A 23,410-nucleotide genomic window follows, 5' to 3' on the forward strand; every position below is an offset into this window, starting at 1 on the left:
AGCATCCGATGACCCATTTAACGTTGCAGGCCGTGACCCGGCGCTTCGGCGCGGCGCATGCCGTCGACAGCGTCGATCTGAGCGTGCCCGACGGCAAGCTGGTGTGCTTTCTCGGCCCGTCCGGCTGCGGCAAGACCACGCTGCTGCGGATGATCGCCGGTCTCGAAACGCCCACATCCGGCAGCATTCAATTCGCCGGACGCGACATCACGCGCCTGCCGGCGAACCAGCGCGACTTCGGCATGGTGTTCCAGTCGCTCGCGCTGTTTCCTCACATGACGGTCGCGCAGAACGTCGCGTATCCGCTGAAGCTGCGCAAAACCGCGAAGGACCAGCAGACGCGGCGCGTGGCCGAATTGCTGGACCTGATCCAGTTGCCGCACATGGCGAACCGGCCGGTCACGCAACTCTCCGGCGGCCAGCGCCAGCGCGTGGCGATTGCGCGCGCTATCGCGTCGCAGCCGAAACTGTTGCTGCTCGACGAGCCGCTCTCCGCGCTCGACGCCAAGCTGCGCGAGGCGATGCAGGTGGAAATCCGCCTGCTGCAACAGCGTCTCGGCATCACCACGATCATGGTCACGCACGACCAGCGCGAAGCCATGACAATGGCCGACGAGATCGTCGTGATGGAGAAAGGCCGCATCGCCCAGGTCGGCAAACCGCTCGACATCTATCGCGATCCGGTCAGCGAATTCGTCGCCGACTTCATCGGCCTCGGCAATATCCTGCCGGTCACGTACGATGGCGCGGGCGGCGTGAGCCTGCCGGGCGGCCGTCGCATTAGCGTGGCGCAGCCGGCGCGCGTGCCGGCGTCCAGCAGCGATATCCGTCTGCTGATCCGCCCGGAAGACGTGTGCCTGAAAGCGGCGTCCGACGCGGCGGGCCCGAACCGGCTGCAAGGCACCGTGACGTTTATCCGCGACGTGGGCGCATCGCTCGAAGCGACCATCGACTGCGCCGGCTTTACGCTGACCGCCGCCACCACGCCGCGCGAAACGCCGGGGCTCGCGCTCGGCATGCCGGTGTTCGCGGAATTGCCGCCGCATGCGTGCAAGCTGATCGCCGCGCGCGCCGCACACTGACTTCAGGCAAGACTCAGGCACCCAAGCGCACCGCCGAATCACTCAAGAATTCGCCCATTCCAATACCGCTATTTTCGACAGAGGACAGACCATGAACCAACGCCGCGTTGCCCAATCCAGCACCCGCCGGGTGTTCGCCACACTCGCCGCGACGCTCGCCTTCACCGCTCTCGGCGCGCTGAGCGCGTTGCCGTCCACCGCGCATGCGGATGCGCTCGACAACATCGCCAAGTCGGGCACGGTGCGCATCGGCGTATTCGAAGACTATCCGCCGTTCGGCTCGATCGGCCCGGACATGAAGCCGATGGGCTACGACATCGACGTGGCCAACCTGATCGGCCGCGCGCTCAACGCCAAGGTCGAACTCGTACAGGTGACAGGCGACAACCGTATGGCTTACCTCGCCGACCACAAGGCGGACATGCTGCTGTCGGTCGGCCAGACGCCGGAGCGCGAGAAGGTGATCGATTTCTCGCAACCGTACGCGCCCTACTACCTCGCCGTGTTCGGCCCGAAAGCCCTGCCCGTAAAGAACGCCGCCGACCTCGCCGGCAAGTCGATTTCGGTCGCGCGCGGCACGCTGGAAGACCTGAGCGTGACCAAGATCGCGCCGCCCTCCGCGAACATCAAACGTTTCGACGATCCTAACGGCGCAATTTCGGCGTTTCTTTCTGGTCAGGTACAGTTGATGGTAGTCGGCAACGACGTCGGCGCCACGATTCTCGCGCGTCATCCGGCCAATGATCCCGAGCAGAAGTTCTCGCTGTTCAGCTCACCCGATCACGTCGGCTTGAACAAGAACGAGCCGCGTCTGAAGCAGAAGGTCGACGAAACGATTGCCAAGGCCCGCAAGGACGGCACCATGAACGCGATTTCGCAGAAGTGGCTGCGCGCGCCGCTGCCGGCCGACCTCTGAACCTTTTTTGCGCGCGCCACGAAGCGTAATCCCGCGAGGAGATTGCCTGCGTGGCGCAGCGCCGGAGTTTGACCTCACGATGAGCGCCACGCCATGACTTATGCGTTCGATTTCAGCGGCTTCGGCCTTTATGCGGGCATGCTCGCGCACGGCGTCGCCGTGACCTTGGGGCTGACGGCCGTCTCCACCGTGCTCGGCGCGATTGTCGGCATTGCCGGCGCGAGTGTGGCGGTGGCCGGGCCGAAATGGGCGCGCTGGGTGGTGGCGAGTTATGTGGAGTTGATCCGCAATACGCCGTTCATCGTGCAGTTGTTCTTCGTGTTCTTCGGCTTGCCAAGCCTCGGCATTCATATCGACGAAGTGCAGGCCGCGATTCTGGCCATGACCGTCAATCTCGGCGCGTACGCGATCGAAATCGTGCGCGCCGGCATCGACTCGATTTCCCGCGGCCAGGTGCAGGCCGCGCAGGCGCTCGGTTTGCACGGAGGGCAGGTGTTTCGCTATGTCGTGCTGCCGCAGGCCATCGCCAACGTGTTTCCCGCGCTGCTGAGCCAGGTGCTGATCGTCATGCTCGGCTCGGCCGTGGTCTCGCAGATCTCCGTGCCCGATCTCACCTACGCGGCCAACTTCATCCAGTCGCGCAACTTCCGCTCGTTCGAAAGCTACCTGATCATCACCGCGACGTATCTGTTGTTGTCCATCGTCTTGCGGCAAATCCTCAACCGGCTCGGCCGCGGTCTGTTCGCGGGCCGTGCGGCGCGCGGCAACGACAGCGCGCCGCGTAACTGGCGCAACCGCCTGATGTGGCGCGGCGCCCGCACTCTGCCCACGGAGCGTTGATCATGGTCGAATTCACGCTGTGGGACATTGCCCGCAATCTGTTGCTCGCCGCCCGCTGGACGGTGCTGCTCTCGTTGATCGCGTTCGTGGGCGGCGGCATTGTCGGGCTGATTCTGCTCGCCATGCGCGTGTCGCCGATCGGCTGGCTGCGCCGTATCGTCGTGGTGTACGTGGAAGTGTTTCAAGGCACGCCGCTGCTGATGCAGCTTTTCCTCGCGTTCTTCGGCTTGCCGCTGCTCGGTGTCGACGTATCGCCATGGGTCGCGGCCACTGTCACGCTGACGCTCTATACCAGCGCGTATCTGGTCGACATCTGGCGCGGCTGCGTCGAAGCCGTGCCGCGTGGTCAGTGGGCCGCGGGCGCGAGCCTCGGCATGACGTTCGGCCAGCAGTTGCGCTATATCGTGTGGCCGCAGGCGCTGAAAATCGCCGTGGCGCCGACGGTTGGTTTTCTCGTGCAGGTGGTGAAAAGCACGGCGCTCGCGTCCATCATCGGCTTCACGGAATTGACCAAGACCGGCACCATGATCACCAACGCCGCGTTCCGCCCGTTCCCCATCTACGGCATGGTCGCGATGATTTACTTCGCGATGTGCTTCCCGCTGACGTGGTACGCGCGGGTGCTGGAGAAACGGCAGAAGGTGGGCCAGCATCGCTGAAATGTGCAGCGATGGGCGAATAAAAAAAGCGTTCAACCGCTCGGCACGGTTGAACGCTTTTTTGTATGCCGCCTGACAGAACTAGCGCGCCGCGTGCGTCGACTTACGCAACTTCGCCACGTCTTCCGCCGTCACCGCCGGCGCGCCGTTGTTCCAACCCGCCCGCACGAAGGTCAACACATCCGCGATCTGCTGGTCGTTGAGCACGGGTGCGTACTTCGGCATCGGATACGGCGCGGGAATGCCGCCGATCACCAGGTCCTCCGTGCCGTTCAGCGTCACGTTGATCAGCGACGACGGATCCTTTTCCAGCACGTTCGGATTGCCGGACAACGGCGCCAGCATCGGCGCGAAGCCGCGTCCGTCGACGCCGTGGCAGTGCATGCAGTACGCCGTGTAGACGCGCGCGCCTTCATTGTTCGCGGGACGGTTCAGCGACACTTTGGTCGCCTGCGGATCGTACGTATAAGGCGGCGCGCCGCTGCCGCCCGCCGACGGCAGCGACTTCAGATACGTCGTCATCGCGGCGATGTCGGTGTCGTTCATGTTCTGCGTGCTGTTGTTGATCACGCTGGTCATCGAACCGAACGCCGATGCATGGCGATTCGCGCCGGTCTTCAGGAACGCCTGCAGATCCTGATCGTTCCAGCGGCCCAGACCGACGTTGTGCTCGCCGGTGAGGTTCGCCGCGAACCAGCCGTCGAGCAGTCCGCCGGTCAGAAACGCGCTGCCGCTTTCATCCAGTGCCTTCTCCTGAAACGCGATGCCGCGCGGCGTGTGGCACGAGCCGCAGTGCCCCAACCCCTGAATCAGATACGCGCCGCGATTCCAGGCCACGTCTTTGCCCGACTTGTCCTGGTAGACGCCTTTCTCCAGGAACACCATGTTCCAGAACTTCAGCGGCCAGCGCATGTTCAATGGCCACTTGATGTCCGGCTCGCGGTTCGCCTGCTGCACGGGCGCCACGCCGCTCATGAAATACGCGTACAGCGCTTTCATGTCGTCGTCGTTGACCTTCGCGTACGACGGGTACGGCATCGCCGGATAGAGATTGTGGCCGTCTTTCGCGATGCCTTCGCGCATGGCCCGCGCGAAGTCCTCCTCCGTGTAACCGCCAATGCCGGTTTGCGGATCGGGCGTGATGTTGGTGGTGTAGATCTGGCCCATCGGCGTGGTCATCGGCAGGCCGCCCGCAAACGGCTTGCCTTTCGGCGCCGTATGACAGGCGACACAATCGCCGACCTTGGCCAGATAGGCGCCACGTTGCACGAGCGCAGGATCGGCGGATTGCGCGGCCGCCTGCGCCGGAGTCTGCGCGAACAACGGCAGCGTCACGCTCAACGCGACGGCAAAACCCTTCAGTGTGTTTTTCATATCGGGCTCCGGTCAGGCGGTTTGCAACTGGCTGCCAACGGGCAACTGCCGCAGCCGCTTGCCGGTGGCCGCGAAAATCGCGTTGGTCAGCGCGGGCGCGAGCGCCGCCGTGCCGGGTTCGCCGATGCCGCCGGGCGCCTCGCCGCTCTTCACGATATGCACCTCGATAGGCGGCGTCTGATCGATCCGCAACATCCGGTAGTCGGTGAAGTTGTTCTGCTCGACGCGGCCGTCCTTGATCGTGATCTCGCTATAAAGCGCCGCCGTGATGCCGAAGATGATGCCGCCCTGCACCTGCGCCTCCACCGTGTTCGGATTGACCACCATGCCGCAATCGACCGCGCACACCACACGCTTGACCGCCACCTCGCCCTGATCCACCGCGACATCCACGACGATCCCGAAGAAGCTGCCGAACGCATGCATGACGGACACGCCGCGCCCCTGCCCCTTCGGCACCGCGCTGCCCCAGTTCGCCGCCTGCGTGGCGACGTTGAGCACGTTCAACGCGCGCGGCGTCTTGCCGAGCAGATCCTGCCGGTATTTGACCGGATCGACTTTGGCCTGCGCCGCGAGTTCGTCGATAAAGCTCTCCACCACGAACGTGCCGCGCGTCGGTCCCACGCCGCGCCAGAATGCGGTGGGGACCGCGTGCGGCTCCTGACGAACGTAGTCGACCAGTTGATTCGGCAAGTCGTACGGCAGGTCCGAAGCGACTTCGACCGCATCCGGATCGAGCCCGTTCTTGAAGGCCGGCGGCGCGAAACGCGCCATCACCGAAGAACCGACGATGCGGTGCTGCCACGCAACCGGCTTGCCGTTCGCGTCGAGGCCCGCGGAGATTTTGTCGTAGTAGTACGGCCGGTACATGTCGTGCTGAATGTCTTCTTCGCGCGTCCAGACCACCTTCACCGGCGTCGACACCTGTTTGCCGACCTTGACCGCCTGCGTGACCATGTCGAATTCGAGCCGCCGCCCGAAGCCGCCGCCGATCAGGTGGTTGTGCACGACGATCTTGTCGGCGGGCAAACCCGTGACCGCCACGGCGGCGTCCACGACCCGCGTCGGCACTTGCGAGCCGAGCCAGACATCGCAGCCGTCGGGGCGCACATGCACCGTGCAGTTGATCGGCTCCATGGTGGCGTGCGCGAGGAACGGCTGCTGATAGACGGCGTCCACGCGCGTCTTGGCATTTGAAAATGCGTTGCCGACGTCGCCATCCTTGCGCGCCACCGCGCCGTTGCGCTGTGACGCGTTCGCGAGATCGTCGACGATCTGCTTCATCGACAGGTTTGCGCCCGCGCCTTCGTTCCACTTGATAACCAGTGCCTGCACGCCGCGCTTCGCGGCCCAGGTGTGGTCGCCGATCACGGCGACCGCGTTGTCGATCTTGATGACCTGACGCACACCGGGGATCTTTTTCGCGTGGGTGTCGTCGACGCTCGCGAGCGTGCCGCCGAACACCGGACAGTTGGCAATCGCCGCATAGACCATGTCGGGCACGCGCACGTCGAGCCCGAACTGCGCGGTGCCGTCCACTTTCTCCGGCGAGTCGAGGCGCTTCGCCGGCGTGCCGATCAGCTTGAAGTCCTTCGGGTCTTTGAGCTTGACGTTCTGCGGCGCCGGCAGACCGGCGGCCGCGGTGACCAGCTCGCCATAGCCGATGCTGCGCTTGCTGGCCTCATGAATCACCTGCCCGGCCTGCGCATGGCAGCTCGCCGGATCGACTTGCCATTGCTGCGCGGCCGCGCTGATCAGGACCGTGCGCGCGGCGGCGCCGGCTTTACGCATCGGCTCCCACGCATAGCGGATCGAGGTCGAACCGCCCGTGAGCTGGCCGCCGAGCAGCGGGTCCATGAAGAGCTTTTCGTTCGGCGGCGCGTGGTCGACGGTGATCGAGTCGAGCGGCACTTCGAGCTCTTCGGCAATCAGCATCGGAATCGACGTATAGACGCCCTGGCCCATCTCGACCTTCGGAATCACGAGCGTGACCTTGCCCGCAGTATCGATCTGGATGAACGCGTTCGGCGCGAACACACCGCTTTGCGGCGTTTCGACACCGTCGCCGCCAATCACCGATTTGCCGGCCTTCTGATCCTGGCTGGCGGCCGGCATGCTGAAGCCGAGCAGCAGGCCGCCACCGGCCGCCGCCCCCACCGTCACGCCGAACTTCAGAAAGGTGCGGCGGGACAATCCACCCGCGGCGCGCGCGCCGCCTTTCGAAGACGCGCCGCCGTTCTGTGCATCGAGCAATCCCTGGGACATGTCAGGCCCCCTTCGCGGCTTGCTTGATCGCCGCGCGGATGCGGTTGTATGTGCCGCAGCGGCAGATATTGCCGGCCATGGCCGCGTCGATGTCCGCGTCGGTAGGATTGGGGTTGCTCGCGAGCAGCGAAGCCGCCGACATCACCTGCCCGGACTGGCAGTAGCCGCATTGCACCACGTCCAGTTGACGCCATGCCTGCTGCACTTTCTGACCCGCCGGCGTGTTGCCCACTGCTTCGATCGTGGTGATCTTGCGGTCGCCGACCGCCGCTGCCGGCAACACGCACGAGCGCACTGCCACGCCGTCGAGGTGCACGGTGCATGCGCCGCATTGAGCGATGCCGCAACCGAACTTCGTGCCGGTCAAGCCGACCAGATCGCGCAAGACCCACAGAAGTGGCATGTCGGGAGGCGCGTCGACGGTATGCGTCTGGCCGTTGATATTGAGCGTTGTCATTGAGCGGCTCCGAGAGTCGGGTTTATTGTTGATGAGGCTGTTTAGACAGAGACGTCGAACCAAAACGTGAAGACCTGCCGCGTTTATTCGATAAGCCGAACTAATACGCGTTGCGGCTTTCCGATACTTGAAAACGGCGGTTAATGCATGGCGCGAGCGCGCCGGAAACTGACCGGCAGATTGTAGCCGCGCATTAAGAAGTTCGCCGCCTGGCTGCACGCCGCCGGCCGGCCAAATAATGACCCCAGCGCATATTGCCAGGCTGAAAGCGGATTCGAATCAAGGCGTTACCTTGCGCGCATCCACCCGAGCCGAGCGACTTCGCACGATCGGTTAATCTTGTCGAATCACTGCCGTGCGATTTTGTTAGCATGGATCCGGTCTGACTATCCGAAGGAGCAGCACACATGAACGACTCGCAATGCACTCAATTCCTCTCGGACATTCGCCGGCCGCTATTGGCGCTGCACAAGGCCATTCTCGATCACGAGCGGGCAGCGTATGAGAAGGAATTCGGCCCGGTAACGCCAGCGGCTTTCCTGCAGGCGCTCATCAACGGTTCGGGTTTCCGCTGGCTCACGCCGCTCTCAACGGTGATTGCGAACGTCGACGAAATTCTCGACGACAAGGAAGCCGAGGCCACCGACCGGATCGCGGCGGCCGAAGCGGTAGCGGGACTGTTCTCGCCCGACATGCCGAACAATACTTTTCTGCCGCGCTACCTGCCGCTACTGCATGCCGATCCGGCGATCCTGCATCAGCACGGTCAGGTGTCGCAGTTGTTGCGCGGGATCGAGTCGAAGTAGCCGGCTCCCGAATTTCCTCACCATATAAAGTGCGTGGTTCGATCGCGCTTAACCCTGTTCGCACGATGGCGCCTTGCGGGCGTCATCGTGCGATTACCAGGCGTTTTTGGATGCGGACAATGGTTTTACGCCTTATTTCAAGGCAATTTATGCGCGATTCGTAAGAGTGTGTGTCGCGTGCGCGGCTCGTTTGTCATTGAAACGCGTCTGCGATCGAGCCACGTTTGAATTTGCCTGGCTTTGCTGAATAAAACAAAGGTGAGCTTCTGCGGGAGACGTTCCGGGCCGGCTACGAAAACCCGGTCAGCATGCAGCACGAAGCCCTGCTAAGGTAGCCAAACTTTCTTGCGACGCTCATCGTTATGCAAAACTGGCCGCTCCCCGAAAGCTATACGTTTCGCGATCAAACCGTGCGCTTCAACGTGACCGGCAACGGTCCGCCGCTAGTGCTGGTTCACGGCACGCCGTTTTCTTCGTATGTGTGGCACCGCATTGCCCCTCACCTCGCGCAAACGCGCACGATCTACTACTACGATCTGCTCGGCTATGGGCAATCCGAACAGCGCGACGCTCAGGACGTTTCGCTCGGCGTGCAGAACAGGTTGCTTGCGGAATTGCTCGTGCATTGGCGGGTAAATAACCCGGACGTCATCGCGCATGATTTCGGCGGCGCGACTTCATTGCGTGCGCATCTGATCGACGGCTGCGACTATCGCAGTCTCACGCTGATCGATCCGGTGGCGGTCGCGCCGTGGGGTTCGCCGTTCGTGCGGCACGTGCGCGAGCACGGTGATGCGTTCGCCGGCCTGCCGCCGTACATCCACGAGGCAGTGGTCAAGGCGTATGTGCGCGGCGCGATCGCGCGTGAGATTCCGGATCACGAGCTCGCGCCTTATGTAACGCCCTGGCTCGGGGCAACGGGCCAGGCCGCGTTCTACCGGCAAATCGCGCAGATGGACCAGCGCTACACCGACGAGGTCGAAGCGCACTATCCGCACCTACGTTGTCCGGTGCAGATTCTGTGGGGCGAGGAGGACCAGTGGATTCCGCTGGCGCGCGGCCGTCAACTGGCCGCAGCCATACCGGAAGCGCGATTTCAGCCGGTACCGAAGGCCGGCCACCTGATGCAGGAAGACGCGCCGGAAGCGATCGTCGCCGCGGCGCTGCGGTGGCTGGATTGAGGGGGCGCGCCTAGCCGCGTCCTTGCGGCAGGTACGGCATGGGATCGATCGGCTTGCCGTCGCGGCGCAACTCGAAGCCCAGCGAAACTCGCGAGTTCTTTTCGTCGCCCATTTCGGCGATCTGCTGTCCCTGCACGACGATATCGCCGGTTTTGACCAGCAGCTTGCGGTTATGCGAGTAAGCGGTCAGGAAGTCCTTGTTGTGCTGCACGATGATCAGACTGCCGTAACCGTTCAGGCCCATGCCCGCATACATCACCTTCCCGTCCGCCGCCGCCCGCACAGGATCGCCCGGCTTGCCGCCGATTTCGATACCCCGCGTTTCGCCCGGCTGGAATCCTTCGACCACGCTGCCGCCCGCCGGCCAGGCCAGCGACACGGCATTCGCATGCCGCGCGGTTTGCTGCGCCACTTCGCGCGCTTCAGCGGCGCTCGGCGCGGGCGACTGGGCGGACTGCGATCGCGGCGCGCCCGCCACCGATGCGCCAGATGCCGCGGCCTGCCGCGCAGCGGCGGAAGCCGCGGCCCCGGAAGCCGCAGCGGCCTTGGCGGCCGCATTAGCCGCATTCACCGCCCGCACCGTCTCCGGCGACGCGACGTGCAACACCTGCCCGCGCTTCAGCCGCGAGGACGCCTTCAATCCATTCCAGGCTTGCAACTGCCCGACACTGCAATGATGATGCTGCGCGATGCGTGCCAAGGTGTCGCCACGTTTCACGCGATACACGAGCGGCGGTGACTTCTTGAGCAGCGCGCTCTGCTCGGCGCTGAGTGCGGCCGGCGTTGCGGCCGCCGCATCGGATGCCGGCGCGCTCGCGGCCGGCACGCCGGACGCAACCGCCGCGCCTGATGCGGCGCCTGTCTGCGCACCCTGCTGCCCCACATTCGCACAACCACTGACCGCCAGCGCGACCCATGCGCCGGCCAGACTGGCCAACATCGTTCTGTCGAAACGCTTTCCCATCTTGTTCGACTCCTGCCTCATTCATTGTCGAGCTGGATGCCGCCTTGCCGCGAGCGATGCGCGCGCCCAACCGCCGCGCTGCTTTCCTCGCGACACAGCCAGGCCGCCTCGTGCGGCGCTCATCCATGCCGTGCCGGCCAACCCAACCCCATGCGTTCACGAGCTGCCGGATGCCTGGGGCGCACGGATACCGCCCGTCAAAACAGCCGATCTTCTGCGAAAAGGGTCAGATTACCAATTAAAATTCAAGCGGAATTGTAAAGTGCGTTTTATAAAAAACGCGTCAGCTCACATACTTTGATACAAACCTTACGCACGGTATTGCGGACATCGTTGCTCATGCAACGTGTAGCGCGGCGGCGCGTGGCCATTGCAAGAGCGGTCGTTGTTGGACCGAGCGTCAAGCGCCATTCGCGCACAGGCGCCCCCATCGGTCGGCCATGCGAGCCGCACCCACGGCTACACCTCGGCAACCGCACGATAACGTTTGCTTTAACGGCAAAGCGCCGCCAAAACTTGAATCGGCAGCGGGACCGACATTGAGCGTGGCGGGAGAATGGCGGCCGCGCGAGGACGGATTTGTTTCCGGCCTGCGCGATGGAAGCCGGCTAGCTGTAGTACTGGCCCTGGTACTTCACATAGCCGATCGGATGATGCGTAAAGTGCAGGACAGGCAGAACGGGATTGCGATTGTCTTCAGTGGGATAGGCGCTGGCGTCGGGGATGTATTCGCCTTGGGCTTCGATCGGCTGACCGGTCTGCAGTGCGGGAATCTCATGGGCGAGACCCTCGTTGTCGCCGAAACGCACGGCAACGAATAGCTCGGTGCCCACGAGATTCTCCGTACCGCCCTCGAACTTCACCACCGTGTCGACCTTGATGAGGAAGTGCTGGTGATTGGCGCCGTTGTGATTTTCCGGGCTGGCGAACACCTTGCTGATCGTGCCTTGCACGCAAGCCAGCGGCGCGCCGATCGAATGAACGTAACTATGGTGAGGAAGGATCTGCGTCGCGCGATTGCTCATGAAGTCTCCGTGAAAGGAATCAGCATTGCCTGCGGGGAAAACGTTGGGCGCGCCGTAAGCGGTAAGCCGCGAGCCGTAAGCCAAGAGCAGGCAGCGGCACCGTGAATTCATTTGAACAGAGCACGGCGCGCAAGTTCATCGCACGTTTGCGTGGCGCCCACGGTGCCGGACTGCGTTGGCGGCCCTTCACCCCCGCACATGAAAAAGCCGATGCCCTGAGCATCGCCTTGACGCAGCGTCGAGTTGCCCACCCGATAGCGGGCAAGGGCCGGGATCATCGCGCCAATTCGCCGCAGGATGCGTCAAACTACGTGAAGCCATTTCACAAATGACGGATCCTGTAAGAACCGCCATATAACGGTTTTCAGTTCCTAAGCATCCCGAACTATGCCCGCGCTATCGTGATGCCCAACGCCTCGAATGGCGCGGTCAGCGCTTCGGCGGTGTTCCGTTCGACTACGATCGTCCCCGCCGCCGTCACATCGGCGATCTTGTACGCCGAGGCCGCGTTGAGTTTTTCCGCCGACGCCAGCACCACCGTCTCCGCCGCGTGCGCGAGGAACGCGCGTTTCACATAGGCCTCTTCCCTGTCGCCCGTGCTCAGGCCCGCTTGCGGATGCACGCCGGTCACGCCCATGAAATACAGGTCGGCGCGAATGTGGCTGAGCGCTTCGATGGCTGCTGCGCCCACGTTGACCATCGAATGCCTGAACAGGCGCCCGCCGATCATGACGACCTCCAGCCCGGCATGGTCCGCCAGTTCGACGGCGACACTCGGGCTATGCGTGACGATCGTCGCGCGCAAATCGCGCGGCAGATGGCGCGCCAGTTGCACGGCAGTCGTGCCGCCGTCGACAAACGCAATCTGGTCGCGCGCGATCATGCCGGCCGCCGCGCGGCCGATCGCCGCCTTCGACGCCGATTCGATCCGCTCGCGCCCGGCGAAATCCACCGCCGCCGGCGACGCCGGCAGTGCGCCGCCGTGCACGCGCTGAAGCTGGCCCTCGGCGGCGAGTTCGCGCAGATCGCGACGGATCGTATCTTCCGACACCTCGAATTGCGCGCTCAAGGTTTTGGCGACGACTTGCCCGTTACGCTTTAGCGCGTCGAGTATCAATTGCTTTCTTTGCGACGTCAGCATCGGCGGCGATTCCTGGCTGGGTTCATGGTTTGCACGAAATTACTTGTTTTTGCACGATATCGCACGATACCATTGATTCGTATGCGGCATGAGCCGATCTCCCAACGCAACAGGATGCGAGCCATGAACGAAATCGCCAGCCGGGTAAGGATTGTCGATGTCGAGGTGCTGTCGGACGACTGGTACGTACTGAAAAAAACCACCTTCGATTACCAGCGCGCCGACGGCAGCTGGCAGCGCCAAAGCCGCGAAACCTACGACCGCGGTAACGGCGCGACGCTGCTGCTATACGATCCGCGCCGACGCACCGTCGTGCTGACGCGGCAATTCCGCCTGCCGGCGTTCGTCAACGGCCATCACGGCATGCTGATCGAGGCGCCGGCGGGATTGCTGGAGGCCGCGTCGCCGGAAGAACGGATTCGCGCGGAAGTCGAAGAGGAAACGGGCTACCGCGTACACGAGGTGCGCAAGGTATTCGAGGCCTTCATGAGTCCGGGTTCGGTCACGGAGAAACTGCACTTTTTCGTCGCCGAATACGATGCAGTGGCGAAAGTCGGCCAGGGCGGCGGCCTCGCCGACGAAGGCGAAGATATCGAGGTGCTGGAACTGCCGGTGGGTGAAGCGCTTGCAATGATCGAGCGTGGCGAAATCGTCGACGGAAAGACCATCATGCTGTTGCAATACGCCAGACTGAATCTGTTGAGGTGATAGCTGGAACGCGGCGAGTTTCCGCATTTTTCGGAATTATCCTAGCCACCATTAGGAAAAGGACGATAGGTTGAAGAAGGCAATAAAAATATTCTTACGCATTTCCTTGAGGTTGACCGGCGTCGCAGTCAAGGCCGCGCCGGTCGATCGAATGGAAAACCATCTCCGTCAGAATATTTTTAATTCACCGCTTCGAGCGAGGCGGCGAATGAAGCCGAGGTTCAATTGGATTCTCTCAGTTCAGCAAACAGATTCATGAGTGGTTTTTTCTTCGGCACGCTGATTGCCGCCGTCATCATGCTGCTGCTGTGCAATGCCGGCGAGTTTTCGCCGTTTATGGCCAAACTGCATGCGTTGCAACAGGTTATCGTGACCGCGCTGATTTCAATCGTCATCGTCGATGCAAAGCCATTCGCCTACAAAACCGTCTGGCGCGAGCGCCGTTGCAGCTTCGTGCTCGATGAAGACATCAACGCCACCCTGCGCGGCAGAACCTTCGGCATTCCGTTCGGCGTGTTAGTCGGCATCCTGATTCAGAATTACGTGGTGAACTGAGCTGAGCGTCAATCCGTTCGGGATCGATACACCCGCCGCTATTCACGATCTTCATTTCGCCCGCATTCGCCGATAATCGGTAGCGCGGCGTTGGCGCGCCATCAATTCAATCGCAACTAGAATTTATGCCGGATCGCCGCCCGCACCACGACCTGCTTCGACGTCGATGAAGGAGACTGGGTACCGGGCGTGAAGGCTTCGTCCAGAATCGAATAGGTCGTGTCGCCGGTCACCTGCTGATACTCGCCCTGAATGTAGACGTCGGTGCGCTTGGACAGGTTGTAGTCCGCCATCAAGCCGAACGAGTGGATTTTCGGCTTCACGCCGCCGGTCGAGGCGTCGTAGGTTTCCATCGTGTACACGTACTGCGCGCCGACGAACAGCATCGGCGAGATCTGATACTTGCCGTTCACCTCGAAGTTCTGATACTTCAGCGAATTCAGCAGCACGCCCGGCGGCGCGAGCGGCGTCACGCCGAGATAGCCGTTGCCGGTCGGGTCCAGATAGTTCGAATTGGTATAGACAAAACCGGCCGTCGCCGGGCCGAACGTATAAGTGATGCCGCCGCCGAACACCCGCATGCGGGCGGCGATGAAGCCGGCGTCGTTCGCCGTGACCGCACCATTCGCGCCGTTGCCGGGATTGTTGGCCTGCAGATACGCGGCGGCCACCAGCAAGCCGCCATACGCATACTGACCGCCGAAACTGTACGCGCGATTGTTCGCGAAATTGGTGTCGTTGCTGAAGCTGTAGACGCCACCGAATTGAAAGCCGGACAGCGACGGACTGGTGTACTTGACCGCGTTGTCGAGGCGAAACGTGTTGTCCGTGTTGTCGTTATCGTACGGGTGCGAGAAGAGCGAGCCCGCCCAGTTGCCGTTGGCCGTGGTCTGGGCCAGGTAGTCGACCACCGAGTCGTACTGGCGGCCGAACGTCAACGTGCCGAACCGGTCCGCGCTCAAACCGACGAACGCCTGGCGGCCGAACATCCGGCCACCCTGATTCAGCCGTCCGGAACTCACGTCGAAACCATTTTCCAGCTGGAAAATGGCCTTCAGACCGCCGCCCAGATCCTCGGCGCCTTTCAGCCCCCAGCGGCTGCCTTGCGCAAACCCGCTCGCCAGCTCGTAGACATGGCCACGGCCGACATTGTTGGTGTAGTTGATGCCTTCGTCGAGCACGCCGTAGAGCGTCACGCTCGTCTGCGCCGAGGCCGACGCGGCAAAAGTGGCGGACACAGCGGTGGAGACAGCTAGCGCGAACACTTGCCTGTTCATGACGATCTCCCTGCACTCGAGCAATGGGACAACTCGATCCGGCCGCTTTTGTTCTTGGCGCTTGGACCCGAGACTGACCGCCCCGGATGCGCTTTACGGAAATCCTCACACGCCGTTAGCCTGCCGTCCATTGGGTGTCGTGTCGATATCTCAAATTGTTGCGAAATCTCCACTTGGTGCGACAGCCCCTTTTATCGCAGCGCTCATTCAGGTAAACGATGCAGCGCCCGGCGGTCTTGAGCCGGGCAACGCTCGACGCGCCGTTGACTTGAGCCGCGCGGAGCGGATTTGTCACGGAAAGAAATATAATAGAAGGCTTTTGCGGCGCCGCAGCGGAACTCCGCGCCGACACGAAGGTCATTTTTACTGCTTGCTCGACCGTGGCAATCGCGCCTTGGCATCCGTGCCGGATCGCGGCCGGTTGAGCGCGGCGCCGTGAATCGCGTATGCGCCGCTGTATTCCAATCCAATTTCTAAAAGCCTTGTGAGACGCCTGCCGCGCTGGATCAGCGCGCCGTCGCACGGGGCTTGCTTTGGGCATCACACAATGCAAAAGTCTCAACCCCGTCTGATCGAGCTCGATTTTTTTCGCGGACTGGTCCTTCTGATCATCGTCGTCGATCACATCGGCGGCAGCATCCTGTCGCGTATCACGCTGCACGCCTACGCGCTGTGCGATGCCGCCGAAGTCTTCGTGTTCCTCGGCGGCTTCGCCACCGCCACGGCCTATGCCGCGCTGGCCGAACGGCGCAACGAGACGATCGCGCGCAGCCGCTTCCTGCGGCGCTCGCTGGAAATCTATCGGGCGTTTCTCGTGACCGCCGCCTTGATGCTGCTGGTCAGCGCGGTACTCACCGCGTTGAGCATCGACGGACCGAATCTCGCCACCACGGATCTCGACGACCTGATCGACACCCCGTTCGCCGCGCTGGGCGACATTCTGCTGTTCCGCCGCCAGCCTTATCTGGCTTCCGTGCTGCCCATGTACGCGTTCTTCGCCCTGCTCGTGCCCATGATCCTGCCGCTCGCGCGCAGCAAGCCATGGCTGCTGCTGGCCGGCAGCATCGCACTGTGGGCCGGGGCTCCGGCCATCGACGCCTACCTGCCCGCCGCGCCGGACATGCACTGGGATTTCAACCCGTTCGCCTGGCAATTACTGTTCGCGCTCGGCGTGCTGGCCCGTTGCCAGCCGGTCTATCAGCGCATCAGCACGCACCGCCTGAGCTGGCTCGTCAGCGTGCTGGCGTTCGCCGTGGTGGCGGCTGCGGCTTACTACAAGCTCTTTATCGAGCGCGAGCCGCTCGATGCCAGCCTCAAACAGAACCTCTCCTATCTGCGCGCGGTCAATTTTCTCGCCATCGCCTGGCTCGTCGCGAATCTGATTCAGCTCGGCTGGGCGAGGAAGCTCGCGCAATGGATGCCGTGGGTCGGCGTGATCGGACGCAAGGGGCTCTTGTGCTTTATCGCCGGCGCCGTGATCTCGCTCGTGGTCGATTCCGTGCTGTACGCGGCGACGGACGGCTATCTCAACTATCCGCTCGGACTGCTCGCCGATGCGGCCGCAGTCGCCGCGCTGTTCGCGGTAGCGCTGGGCGCCGAGCCGCTCAAGCGGCTGGCTGGGCGGCTCTATAACGGGCGGCTGCGCACGTCGCCGTGAGCGTCCGTGCGTGCGTCCGTGCGTCCGTGCGCCAGCGCTAGAACCCACAGCCGATCCTGATAGCATCACGGCCGCGCGCGACCTGCGCGGCGCGCCTCCTGATCCGACATGCGTCTATTCCTACGTTCCGCACTCGTTGCACTTTACGCCGCGTCCACCAGCGCGCCGACGCTCGCCAGCACCGTCATCAGCCGAAGCTTCTATTCGGACGCGCTCGGCCGCGACTGGTCCTACACGATCTATCTGCCGACCGGCTACCGCCATGACGCCGGCCGCCTCCCCGTGCTCTACCTCCTGCACGGCAACAACGGCGACGCCAACGACTGGATCACGCAAGGCCATCTGCAAACGGCGGCCGACGCGCTGATCGAGCACAAGGCCATGCCTCCGGTCGCGATCGTGATGCCGCAAGGCGGCACGGACTGGTACGTCGATCGCAAGGAGAAGATGGAGACCGCGTTTTTCGACGATCTGCTGCCCGAAATCGAAGCGCACTACGCGGTCGCGACACAGCGCAGCGGACGGATGATCGGCGGCGTCTCGATGGGCGGCTTCGGCGCGCTGCGGTACGCGATGACGCAGCCGGAACGCTTTTGCGGCGCGCTGCTGCTCAGCCCCGCGATCTATGCGAATGAACCACCGCGCGCCTCGGCGGCACGCCGCGTCGGAGTGTTCGGCGAGCGCGAGTTCGATGCGCGTGTCTGGCACGAGCTCAATTATCCGGCGCAGTGGGAACGCTACATGAGCCGGCCGTATCGCCTGCCGGTGTTCATCGCTGCAGGCGACGACGACCTCGCGATCCAGGCCGAGGCATCGTCGCTCTATACGCACCTTCGGCTGTCGGGGAATCCGGCGGCGCTGCGCATTATCGACGGCGGCCACACCTGGGACGTCTGGAGTGCGCTGCTGCCCGCCGCGCTGAAATACACGCTTGGCTGCGTAAAGCCTGCGCCGCAGGAGCATCCGTCGAATCAGCGACCCTGAACGGATCAGGCGTCGCGGCAGACCGGACCGGACCGGACCGGGCAACACCGTGCAACTATTGCACGAGGTCGGTCCACAACACCATCAGCACGGTCATCAGCGCGGGGCCGATGAAAATACCGAGCAGCCCGAACGTTTCCGCTCCGCCGAGAATGCCGAACAGCACCAGCAGGAACGGCAATCGCGTCGAGTTGCCGATCAGCACCGGCCGCACGAAGTGCTCGGCGACGAACACCACGACCGAGCCGAACACGGCAAGACCGATGGCCGCCGCCACCGAACCTTGCGACAGCAGCCACACAGCCGCGATGGCAAAGGTGATCGGGGCGCAGAACGGCAGCATCGCCGCGATCGCGGTAATGAACGCGAGCAGCGCAACGTGCGGCAAGCCGGTCACGAAATAGGCGACGCCCATCAACGCGCCTTCGCCGAGTCCGACCACGACCAGTCCCGAGACCGTGCCGCGCACCGCCGCGGCCATGCGTTGAAGAAGCTGCGCGCCGTCGTCGCCGAAACCCCGCCGCACGCCTTTGAGCAGCGAGCCCGACAAACGCGGGCCTGCCTGAAAGATCACGAACAGCGTGACCAGCATGAACGCGAACACCGTGACGGCATGCACCGCACGCGCGCCGAAGTGCCGGCCGAGCGTCACGACCGCCGGACTATGCAGTCCTTTCATGGCGGCCGACTCGCGCAGCGGCTGAGCGAGGTTGGCCTGCCACCAGCCTGAAATCTGTTGCACGCCGAACGGCAGGTGCTGGATGAAGTCCGGCAGCGGAATGCCGTTTTCCTGCACGGTCTTGAACCACTCGTTCAGGTCATGCGCTTCGCGAAGCGCCTGAGCAATGCCGATACCCACAGGCAGCACCACCAGCAACGCGATCAGCAGCGTGAGCACCGCCGCGATCAGCGTCGTGCGGCCGGTGAACCAGCGGTTGCCCTCGACCTTGCGCAACAGCGGCCACAGCGCGATGGCGATCACGCCGGCCCAGGCGACCACCGCGATGAAATCGCGCACCACCCACAGCGCCAGCAGCACGAGCCCGATGTACAGCACGAGCGAGGCCGTTTTCTGCTTCTTCGGGCGGTCTTGCGCTTCGGGCGGTTCAGGAGGTGCGACTGGTGAGGATGAAATCATGTGAGCTCTTATGGTTCTGGGAAGACGTCCCATCAGGGACTTGTTCGGGGCGTGTGCGAGCCGACCGAAAAAATGCAAAACCGCTACACTGGCGCTGCACGGTCGCTCATCAATAACCACATCTTAAAGGAAGCACCGGCGCCCTTTGCGGGCAGCGGCCTTGTCTCACCGCGTACAACACTGCGTTGCAAAAATCCGGCCTATTACCGTCATAGCAAGACCGCGGCCCGCAAAGCCCCGTCTTATCGGCATAGCTCGAATGTCAAGTTTCATTGTTGCTGTTTCAAGAACAGTGTTTCAACGGCGACACAATGGCTATCCGGCGCGCGTCGGACTACATTCGGCACACCACAATACGGAGCCGACGACGATGACCCTAGAGTCCATCCCCCTGGACGGTGCCAATGGCGTACGCATCGAAATTCTCGAGCGCTCCGACACGACGCTGGTGATTCGCTGGGTCGAGCCGGGACGATGTCATTACGGTGAGCAACGGTGGCGGCGCAGGTCCGCACACACGTCAGGAACCTGCGCGGTGTCCCGCCGCAAGATTCGCCGCGGCGACGCGGTGTTCAAACCGGCCGAGCGGCCGGCGCCTTCCAATGCCTCCGCGATGATTTGCGCTGAACTTCTGGAGTGCGCCGAGGACTGATGCCTCAATCCCCTGCCGGCGTCGCGCGCGTTGACTCGACGTGCCCGATCCGCCCGGCGGAACCACCCACTTGGCGGCACGCAACACATGCGCCCCGCATCGCGCGGTGGGTAAAACACCCTTTGATTGCGGCTCTTCGCCACGTGCGTTAAGGTGGACCTCATTGCGCCGTGTCACCCTGCCGTGCCACGCCCGGCGGTATCGTGACGCGCACTTCCACCACCGCGCCGTGCCCCTCGCGGCGCCGTTTGAGGGCATACCATGGCCGAAGACACGCCGGACACCCGCGCGGCAACTGCGCCTCCCGCACCACTCGTCGCACCGCAGCAATTCTCCCTCGACGTCCTGCTGGAAAAATACGCGAAAGGCGACGAGCAATCGGCCGACGACGTGTTCAAACGCGTCGCGCGCGGCGTGGCCGAGGCGGAACCGCCGGCGCTGCGCGAATCGGTCGAGGCACTCTTCGTCGACAATCTGCGGCACGGTGCGCTTGGCGCCGGCCGCATCATGAGCGCGGCGGGCACCGGCATTGCGGCCACGCTGATCAATTGCTTCGTGCAGCCTGTGGGCGACTCGATTCAGGGTGTCGACGAACAAGGCTTGCCCGGCATTTACGTCGCCCTGCTGCAGGCCGCGGAAACCATGCGGCGCGGCGGCGGCGTCGGCTACAACTTCTCGGCGATCCGGCCCAAGGGCGCGCGCGTTCACACCACCAGTTCGTCGGCGTCCGGACCGTGCAGTTATATGGACGTGTTCGACGCGTCGTGCCGCACGGTCGAGAGCGCCGGTTCGCGGCGTGGCGCGCAGATGGCCGTGCTCGACTGCAATCACCCGGACCTGCTGGAGTTCATCGAGGCCAAACATTCGAAAGGCCGTTGGAACAACTTCAACGTCTCCGTCGGCGTGACCGATGAATTCATGCGCGCCGTCGAAGAAGATCAGCCCTGGCAACTCGTGCATCGCGCCGAGCCCTCACCGGCGCAGCGTGCAGCCGACGACGTGCGGCAACGCGAAGACGGACTGTGGGTCTACAGCGAACGCCCCGCGCGCGCGATCTGGGATCGCATCATGCGCTCCACTTACGACGTCGCGGAACCCGGCATCGTGTTCATCTCGCGCATGAACGAGGACAACAATCTGCGCGCCGTCGAAACCATCCGCGCCACCAATCCGTGCGGCGAACAGCCGTTGCCGGCCTATGGCTGCTGCAACCTCGGGCCGCTGAACCTCACGCGTTTTGTGATCGACCCGTTCGCGCAGATCAAAGGCCGCAAGCCGTCGTTCGACTGGGACGGCCTCGCGAGGCGCACGCGCACGCAGGTGCGCTTTCTCGACAACGTGCTCGACGTCACGCTGTGGCCACTTCAACAGCAATACGAGGAGTCGCGCGCCAAGCGGCGCATCGGCGTGGGCTTCACGGGCCTCGGCGACACGCTCGTCATGCTCGGCTTGCGCTACAACTCGCAGGAAGGCCGCGACTTCGCCGTGCGCATCGCGCAACTCATGCGCGACGAGGCGTATCGCGCATCCGTGGAACTGGCGCGCGAGCGCGGCGCGTTTCCGCTTTTCGACGCGGCACGCTATCTGGAAGCCGGCACCTTCGCCTCGCGCCTGCCCGAGGACATCAAGCAGGCGATTCGCCGCGACGGCATTCGCAACAGCCATCTGCTGTCCATCGCGCCGACCGGCACGGTGAGCCTCGCGTTCGCGGACAACGCGTCGAACGGCATCGAGCCGGCCTTCTCGTGGACCTACACGCGCATGAAGGTGATGGCCGATGGCAGCCGCGAATCATTCGACGTCGAAGACTACGCGTATCGTCTTTATCGCGAGCTCGGCGGCGATGTCGGCAAGCTGCCGGACTATTTCGTCAGCGCGCTGGAAATGTCGGCGCGCGATCATCTCGACATGATGGCTGCCGTGCAACCGTACGTGGACACGTCGATCTCGAAGACCGTGAACGTGCCGGCCGACTATCCGTTCGAAGCGTTCGAAAGCCTCTACTTCGACGCATGGAAAAACGGGCTCAAGGGTCTCGCCACCTATCGGCCCAACGAGACGCTCGGCGCGGTGCTCAGCGTGAGCCCGCCGCAAGCCGACGACACGCTGGCCGAAAGCGATCTCGATCCGCTGCGTATCGCAATCGATCATCGACCTAAAGGCGAGTTGCCGGCGATCATCGAGAAAGTCGAGTATCTGACCCAGGCGGGCAAGAAGTCGCTCTACGTGGCGGTGTCGTTCATCGAGGTCACGGGGCGGCTGGGCGGTGAAGACGTCACTATCGAGCGGCCTATCGAGTTCTTCATTCCGACCGGCCAGCGCGACGAATCGCAGCAATGGATCACGGCGACGATGCGTTCGCTCTCGCTGGCGGCGCGCGGCGGTTTTGTCGCGCGAAACCTGCAGGATATGCGCAAGGTTTCGTGGGACCGCGGGCAGGTTCGGCTCGGCGAAGTGCAGCGTCTGGACGGGCACCGCACGCCGCGCTGGCACGATTCGGAGGTGGCCGCCCTCGCCTTTGCGATCCAGCAGATTCTGCATCGGCGCGGCTTTCTCGACGCCGAGGGCAATCAGGTGTCCTCGCGCATGCTCGCGCGTCTGCCGCGCGGACAGATGCGGGCCGAGACGGCGTTGCCGGCGGATTTCGGCATTCGTCCGCATCCCGTCGAAACCGACGCCGGCGCTCTCGCGTTGACGCAGCCTGGCGGCGCGCAAGGGCTGCATACGATGCTTGGACGCAAATGCGGGTCGTGCGGGGCGAACGCGGTGATTCGCAAGGATGGGTGCGACTTTTGTACGGCGTGCGGTGAAGTGGGTGCGTGCGGGTAGGACGACGGCCCGCACCGCATGGTGCGGGCTGTGGACGATCTCGCGGCGCAACGCCGCATCGTCGTACAGACGCTGGCGCCGCGAGGCGTTAGCGTTGCGGAAGCCACCGGCGCACCCGAGACCCCGCAGTGGCTCGGGACCACTTCCGCCGATCTGATCGTGATTTAAATCACGCTGGCGAGACCGGAGCCGTTCGTCGAATCGGCGAATTACCCTCTCAGGTCCCTTTGTCCAATCTCGCAATTATCGGGTCAATTTCTGCCACTTTTGCCTACGACCGTCGGCGTTCGACAATCATTCACCGATAACGGTTGAGCAAGCATGCGCGCTTTATTCGTGTGCGGGTGTTTTAGAAGGCCAGGAATTTCATGCAAAAACATTTCAGCAAAGCAATCGAATGCAGCCTCGCACATTCGAAGGAAAATTTATGATTCTGGTAACGGGCGGCGCCGGTTTTATCGGCGCCAATTTCGTGCTCGACTGGCTCAACGCGTCGGACGAAGCGGTACTGAACGTGGACAAGCTGACGTACGCCGGCAATCTGGGTACGCTCAAGTCGCAACAGGGCAATCCGAAGCATATCTTCGTGCGCGCGGATATCTGCGATCGCAGCGCGCTCGACGCTTTGTTCGCCGAGCACAAACCGCGTGCGGTGCTGCACTTCGCCGCGGAAAGCCACGTTGACCGTTCGATTCATGGACCGGCTGATTTCGTGCAGACGAATGTGGTCGGCACCTTCACGCTGCTCGAAGCGACCCGCCAGTACTGGAATGCGCTCGGCGAGGCCGACAAGGCCGCTTTCCGCTTCCTGCACGTGTCGACCGACGAAGTGTTCGGCTCGCTGTCCGCTACCGATCCGCAATTCTCCGAAACCACGCCGTACGCGCCGAACAGCCCTTA

Annotated in this window: 23 protein-coding genes; 15 read left to right on the forward strand and 8 right to left on the reverse strand. The window is 63.4% G+C overall.

Annotation, left to right across the window (positions count from 1 at the left end; genetic code table 11):
* The first annotated feature begins 8 nt into the window (after positions 1–8).
* From P0D68_RS33995 to P0D68_RS34010, 4 genes are all read left to right on the forward strand, one after another.
* The gene (locus P0D68_RS33995; protein ID WP_408303571.1) at positions 9–1,082 is read left to right on the forward strand and encodes an ABC transporter ATP-binding protein; all 1,074 of its coding nucleotides are present in this window, start codon (positions 9–11) and stop codon (positions 1,080–1,082) included.
* A gap of 91 nt (positions 1,083–1,173) precedes the next feature.
* Positions 1,174–1,998, forward strand: a complete 825-nt coding sequence (locus P0D68_RS34000) for a transporter substrate-binding domain-containing protein (RefSeq protein ID WP_408303572.1) — start codon at positions 1,174–1,176, stop codon at positions 1,996–1,998.
* Between the two features lie 93 nt (positions 1,999–2,091).
* Entirely contained in the window at positions 2,092–2,838 is a 747-nt protein-coding gene (locus P0D68_RS34005; RefSeq protein ID WP_408303573.1) for an amino acid ABC transporter permease, read from the forward strand.
* A 2-nt stretch (positions 2,839–2,840) separates the two neighbouring features.
* The gene (locus P0D68_RS34010) at positions 2,841–3,497 is read left to right on the forward strand and encodes an amino acid ABC transporter permease (protein ID WP_408303574.1); all 657 of its coding nucleotides are present in this window, start codon (positions 2,841–2,843) and stop codon (positions 3,495–3,497) included.
* A gap of 81 nt (positions 3,498–3,578) precedes the next feature.
* Here P0D68_RS34010 and P0D68_RS34015 read toward each other — a convergent pair whose 3' ends face one another.
* Genes P0D68_RS34015 through P0D68_RS34025 form a run of 3 tightly spaced genes read right to left on the reverse strand, consistent with a single transcriptional unit; the run spans position 3,579 to position 7,593 of the window.
* On the reverse strand, positions 3,579–4,871 hold the full coding sequence (locus tag P0D68_RS34015; RefSeq protein ID WP_408303575.1) for a c-type cytochrome: 1,293 nt from the start codon (positions 4,869–4,871) through the stop codon (positions 3,579–3,581).
* 12 nt (positions 4,872–4,883) lie between these two features.
* The gene (locus tag P0D68_RS34020) at positions 4,884–7,136 is read right to left on the reverse strand and encodes a xanthine dehydrogenase family protein molybdopterin-binding subunit (protein ID WP_408303576.1); all 2,253 of its coding nucleotides are present in this window, start codon (positions 7,134–7,136) and stop codon (positions 4,884–4,886) included.
* Position 7,137: 1 nt separating this feature from the next.
* Positions 7,138–7,593, reverse strand: coding sequence for a (2Fe-2S)-binding protein (locus tag P0D68_RS34025; RefSeq protein ID WP_091801759.1), 456 nt, complete (start codon positions 7,591–7,593; stop codon positions 7,138–7,140).
* 407 nt (positions 7,594–8,000) lie between these two features.
* On the opposite strand from P0D68_RS34025, the gene P0D68_RS34030 reads away from it, so the two are divergent.
* Together P0D68_RS34030 and P0D68_RS34035 are read left to right on the forward strand one after the other, a co-directional pair.
* Positions 8,001–8,399: a hypothetical protein gene (locus P0D68_RS34030; protein ID WP_091801762.1), complete on the forward strand. Its 399-nt coding sequence runs from the start codon at positions 8,001–8,003 to the stop codon at positions 8,397–8,399.
* 362 nt (positions 8,400–8,761) lie between these two features.
* Entirely contained in the window at positions 8,762–9,580 is an 819-nt protein-coding gene (locus P0D68_RS34035; RefSeq protein ID WP_408303577.1) for an alpha/beta fold hydrolase, read from the forward strand.
* Positions 9,581–9,590: 10 nt separating this feature from the next.
* On the opposite strand, the gene P0D68_RS34040 is transcribed toward P0D68_RS34035, so the two are convergent.
* Entirely contained in the window at positions 9,591–10,544 is a 954-nt protein-coding gene (locus P0D68_RS34040; protein WP_408303578.1) for a peptidoglycan DD-metalloendopeptidase family protein, read from the reverse strand.
* Positions 10,545–11,152: 608 nt separating this feature from the next.
* Positions 11,153–11,569: a hypothetical protein gene (locus P0D68_RS34045; RefSeq protein WP_408187798.1), complete on the reverse strand. Its 417-nt coding sequence runs from the start codon at positions 11,567–11,569 to the stop codon at positions 11,153–11,155.
* 101 nt (positions 11,570–11,670) lie between these two features.
* On the opposite strand from P0D68_RS34045, the gene P0D68_RS34050 reads away from it, so the two are divergent.
* The gene (locus P0D68_RS34050) at positions 11,671–11,901 is read left to right on the forward strand and encodes a hypothetical protein (protein ID WP_408303579.1); all 231 of its coding nucleotides are present in this window, start codon (positions 11,671–11,673) and stop codon (positions 11,899–11,901) included.
* Between the two features lie 53 nt (positions 11,902–11,954).
* Here the strand turns inward: P0D68_RS34050 and P0D68_RS34055 are convergent, their stop codons facing one another.
* On the reverse strand, positions 11,955–12,710 hold the full coding sequence (locus tag P0D68_RS34055) for a DeoR/GlpR family DNA-binding transcription regulator (RefSeq protein WP_408303580.1): 756 nt from the start codon (positions 12,708–12,710) through the stop codon (positions 11,955–11,957).
* Positions 12,711–12,833: 123 nt separating this feature from the next.
* Here P0D68_RS34055 and P0D68_RS34060 point away from each other — a divergent pair, with 123 nt between their 5' ends.
* Together P0D68_RS34060 and P0D68_RS34065 are read left to right on the forward strand one after the other, a co-directional pair.
* Positions 12,834–13,418 (forward strand): NUDIX domain-containing protein, encoded by a 585-nt coding sequence (locus P0D68_RS34060; protein ID WP_408303581.1) that lies wholly within the window; start codon positions 12,834–12,836, stop codon positions 13,416–13,418.
* A gap of 255 nt (positions 13,419–13,673) precedes the next feature.
* Positions 13,674–13,973: a hypothetical protein gene (locus P0D68_RS34065; protein WP_286162075.1), complete on the forward strand. Its 300-nt coding sequence runs from the start codon at positions 13,674–13,676 to the stop codon at positions 13,971–13,973.
* A gap of 116 nt (positions 13,974–14,089) precedes the next feature.
* Here P0D68_RS34065 and P0D68_RS34070 read toward each other — a convergent pair whose 3' ends face one another.
* Positions 14,090–15,250 (reverse strand): porin, encoded by a 1,161-nt coding sequence (locus tag P0D68_RS34070; RefSeq protein ID WP_408187801.1) that lies wholly within the window; start codon positions 15,248–15,250, stop codon positions 14,090–14,092.
* Positions 15,251–15,797: 547 nt separating this feature from the next.
* Here P0D68_RS34070 and P0D68_RS34075 point away from each other — a divergent pair.
* Both P0D68_RS34075 and P0D68_RS34080 read left to right on the forward strand, forming a co-directional pair.
* Positions 15,798–16,907, forward strand: coding sequence for an OpgC domain-containing protein (locus tag P0D68_RS34075; RefSeq protein WP_408303582.1), 1,110 nt, complete (start codon positions 15,798–15,800; stop codon positions 16,905–16,907).
* A 108-nt stretch (positions 16,908–17,015) separates the two neighbouring features.
* Positions 17,016–17,891, forward strand: a complete 876-nt coding sequence (locus P0D68_RS34080; RefSeq protein WP_408187802.1) for an alpha/beta hydrolase — start codon at positions 17,016–17,018, stop codon at positions 17,889–17,891.
* A gap of 55 nt (positions 17,892–17,946) precedes the next feature.
* On the opposite strand, the gene P0D68_RS34085 is transcribed toward P0D68_RS34080, so the two are convergent.
* Complete coding sequence (locus P0D68_RS34085) at positions 17,947–19,029, reverse strand: AI-2E family transporter (protein WP_408303583.1); 1,083 nt, start codon at positions 19,027–19,029, stop codon at positions 17,947–17,949.
* 370 nt (positions 19,030–19,399) lie between these two features.
* On the opposite strand from P0D68_RS34085, the gene P0D68_RS34090 reads away from it, so the two are divergent.
* The 4 genes from P0D68_RS34090 to P0D68_RS34105 all read left to right on the forward strand — a co-directional run.
* Positions 19,400–19,681, forward strand: a complete 282-nt coding sequence (locus tag P0D68_RS34090) for a DUF3331 domain-containing protein (protein WP_091801793.1) — start codon at positions 19,400–19,402, stop codon at positions 19,679–19,681.
* Between the two features lie 261 nt (positions 19,682–19,942).
* Complete coding sequence (locus P0D68_RS34095) at positions 19,943–22,510, forward strand: adenosylcobalamin-dependent ribonucleoside-diphosphate reductase (protein ID WP_408303584.1); 2,568 nt, start codon at positions 19,943–19,945, stop codon at positions 22,508–22,510.
* Positions 22,511–22,540: 30 nt separating this feature from the next.
* Positions 22,541–22,678: a hypothetical protein gene (locus tag P0D68_RS34100; RefSeq protein ID WP_408187805.1), complete on the forward strand. Its 138-nt coding sequence runs from the start codon at positions 22,541–22,543 to the stop codon at positions 22,676–22,678.
* 259 nt (positions 22,679–22,937) lie between these two features.
* Positions 22,938–23,410: dTDP-glucose 4,6-dehydratase (locus P0D68_RS34105; protein WP_408303743.1), on the forward strand; the 473-nt coding region annotated here is incomplete at its 3' end.

The organism is Paraburkholderia sp. RL17-380-BIE-A, assembly GCF_046028085.1.
Classification (GTDB): Bacteria; Pseudomonadota; Gammaproteobacteria; order Burkholderiales; family Burkholderiaceae; genus Paraburkholderia.

Bases quoted from the DNA above. Each gene is read 5' to 3' on its own strand.
- P0D68_RS33995 (WP_408303571.1), top strand. From the start codon at position 9: ATGACCCATTTAACGTTGCAGGCCGTGACCCGGCGCTTCGGCGCGGCG.
- P0D68_RS34000 (WP_408303572.1), top strand. From the start codon at position 1,174: ATGAACCAACGCCGCGTTGCCCAATCCAGCACCCGCCGGGTGTTCGCC.
- P0D68_RS34005 (WP_408303573.1), top strand. From the start codon at position 2,092: ATGACTTATGCGTTCGATTTCAGCGGCTTCGGCCTTTATGCGGGCATG.
- P0D68_RS34010 (WP_408303574.1), top strand. From the start codon at position 2,841: ATGGTCGAATTCACGCTGTGGGACATTGCCCGCAATCTGTTGCTCGCC.
- P0D68_RS34015 (WP_408303575.1), bottom strand. From the start codon at position 4,871: ATGAAAAACACACTGAAGGGTTTTGCCGTCGCGTTGAGCGTGACGCTG.
- P0D68_RS34020 (WP_408303576.1), bottom strand. From the start codon at position 7,136: ATGTCCCAGGGATTGCTCGATGCACAGAACGGCGGCGCGTCTTCGAAA.
- P0D68_RS34025 (WP_091801759.1), bottom strand. From the start codon at position 7,593: ATGACAACGCTCAATATCAACGGCCAGACGCATACCGTCGACGCGCCT.
- P0D68_RS34030 (WP_091801762.1), top strand. From the start codon at position 8,001: ATGAACGACTCGCAATGCACTCAATTCCTCTCGGACATTCGCCGGCCG.
- P0D68_RS34035 (WP_408303577.1), top strand. From the start codon at position 8,762: ATGCAAAACTGGCCGCTCCCCGAAAGCTATACGTTTCGCGATCAAACC.
- P0D68_RS34040 (WP_408303578.1), bottom strand. From the start codon at position 10,544: ATGGGAAAGCGTTTCGACAGAACGATGTTGGCCAGTCTGGCCGGCGCA.
- P0D68_RS34045 (WP_408187798.1), bottom strand. From the start codon at position 11,569: ATGAGCAATCGCGCGACGCAGATCCTTCCTCACCATAGTTACGTTCAT.
- P0D68_RS34055 (WP_408303580.1), bottom strand. From the start codon at position 12,710: ATGCTGACGTCGCAAAGAAAGCAATTGATACTCGACGCGCTAAAGCGT.
- P0D68_RS34060 (WP_408303581.1), top strand. From the start codon at position 12,834: ATGAACGAAATCGCCAGCCGGGTAAGGATTGTCGATGTCGAGGTGCTG.
- P0D68_RS34065 (WP_286162075.1), top strand. From the start codon at position 13,674: ATGAGTGGTTTTTTCTTCGGCACGCTGATTGCCGCCGTCATCATGCTG.
- P0D68_RS34070 (WP_408187801.1), bottom strand. From the start codon at position 15,250: ATGAACAGGCAAGTGTTCGCGCTAGCTGTCTCCACCGCTGTGTCCGCC.
- P0D68_RS34075 (WP_408303582.1), top strand. From the start codon at position 15,798: ATGCAAAAGTCTCAACCCCGTCTGATCGAGCTCGATTTTTTTCGCGGA.
- P0D68_RS34080 (WP_408187802.1), top strand. From the start codon at position 17,016: ATGCGTCTATTCCTACGTTCCGCACTCGTTGCACTTTACGCCGCGTCC.
- P0D68_RS34085 (WP_408303583.1), bottom strand. From the start codon at position 19,029: ATGATTTCATCCTCACCAGTCGCACCTCCTGAACCGCCCGAAGCGCAA.
- P0D68_RS34090 (WP_091801793.1), top strand. From the start codon at position 19,400: ATGACCCTAGAGTCCATCCCCCTGGACGGTGCCAATGGCGTACGCATC.
- P0D68_RS34095 (WP_408303584.1), top strand. From the start codon at position 19,943: ATGGCCGAAGACACGCCGGACACCCGCGCGGCAACTGCGCCTCCCGCA.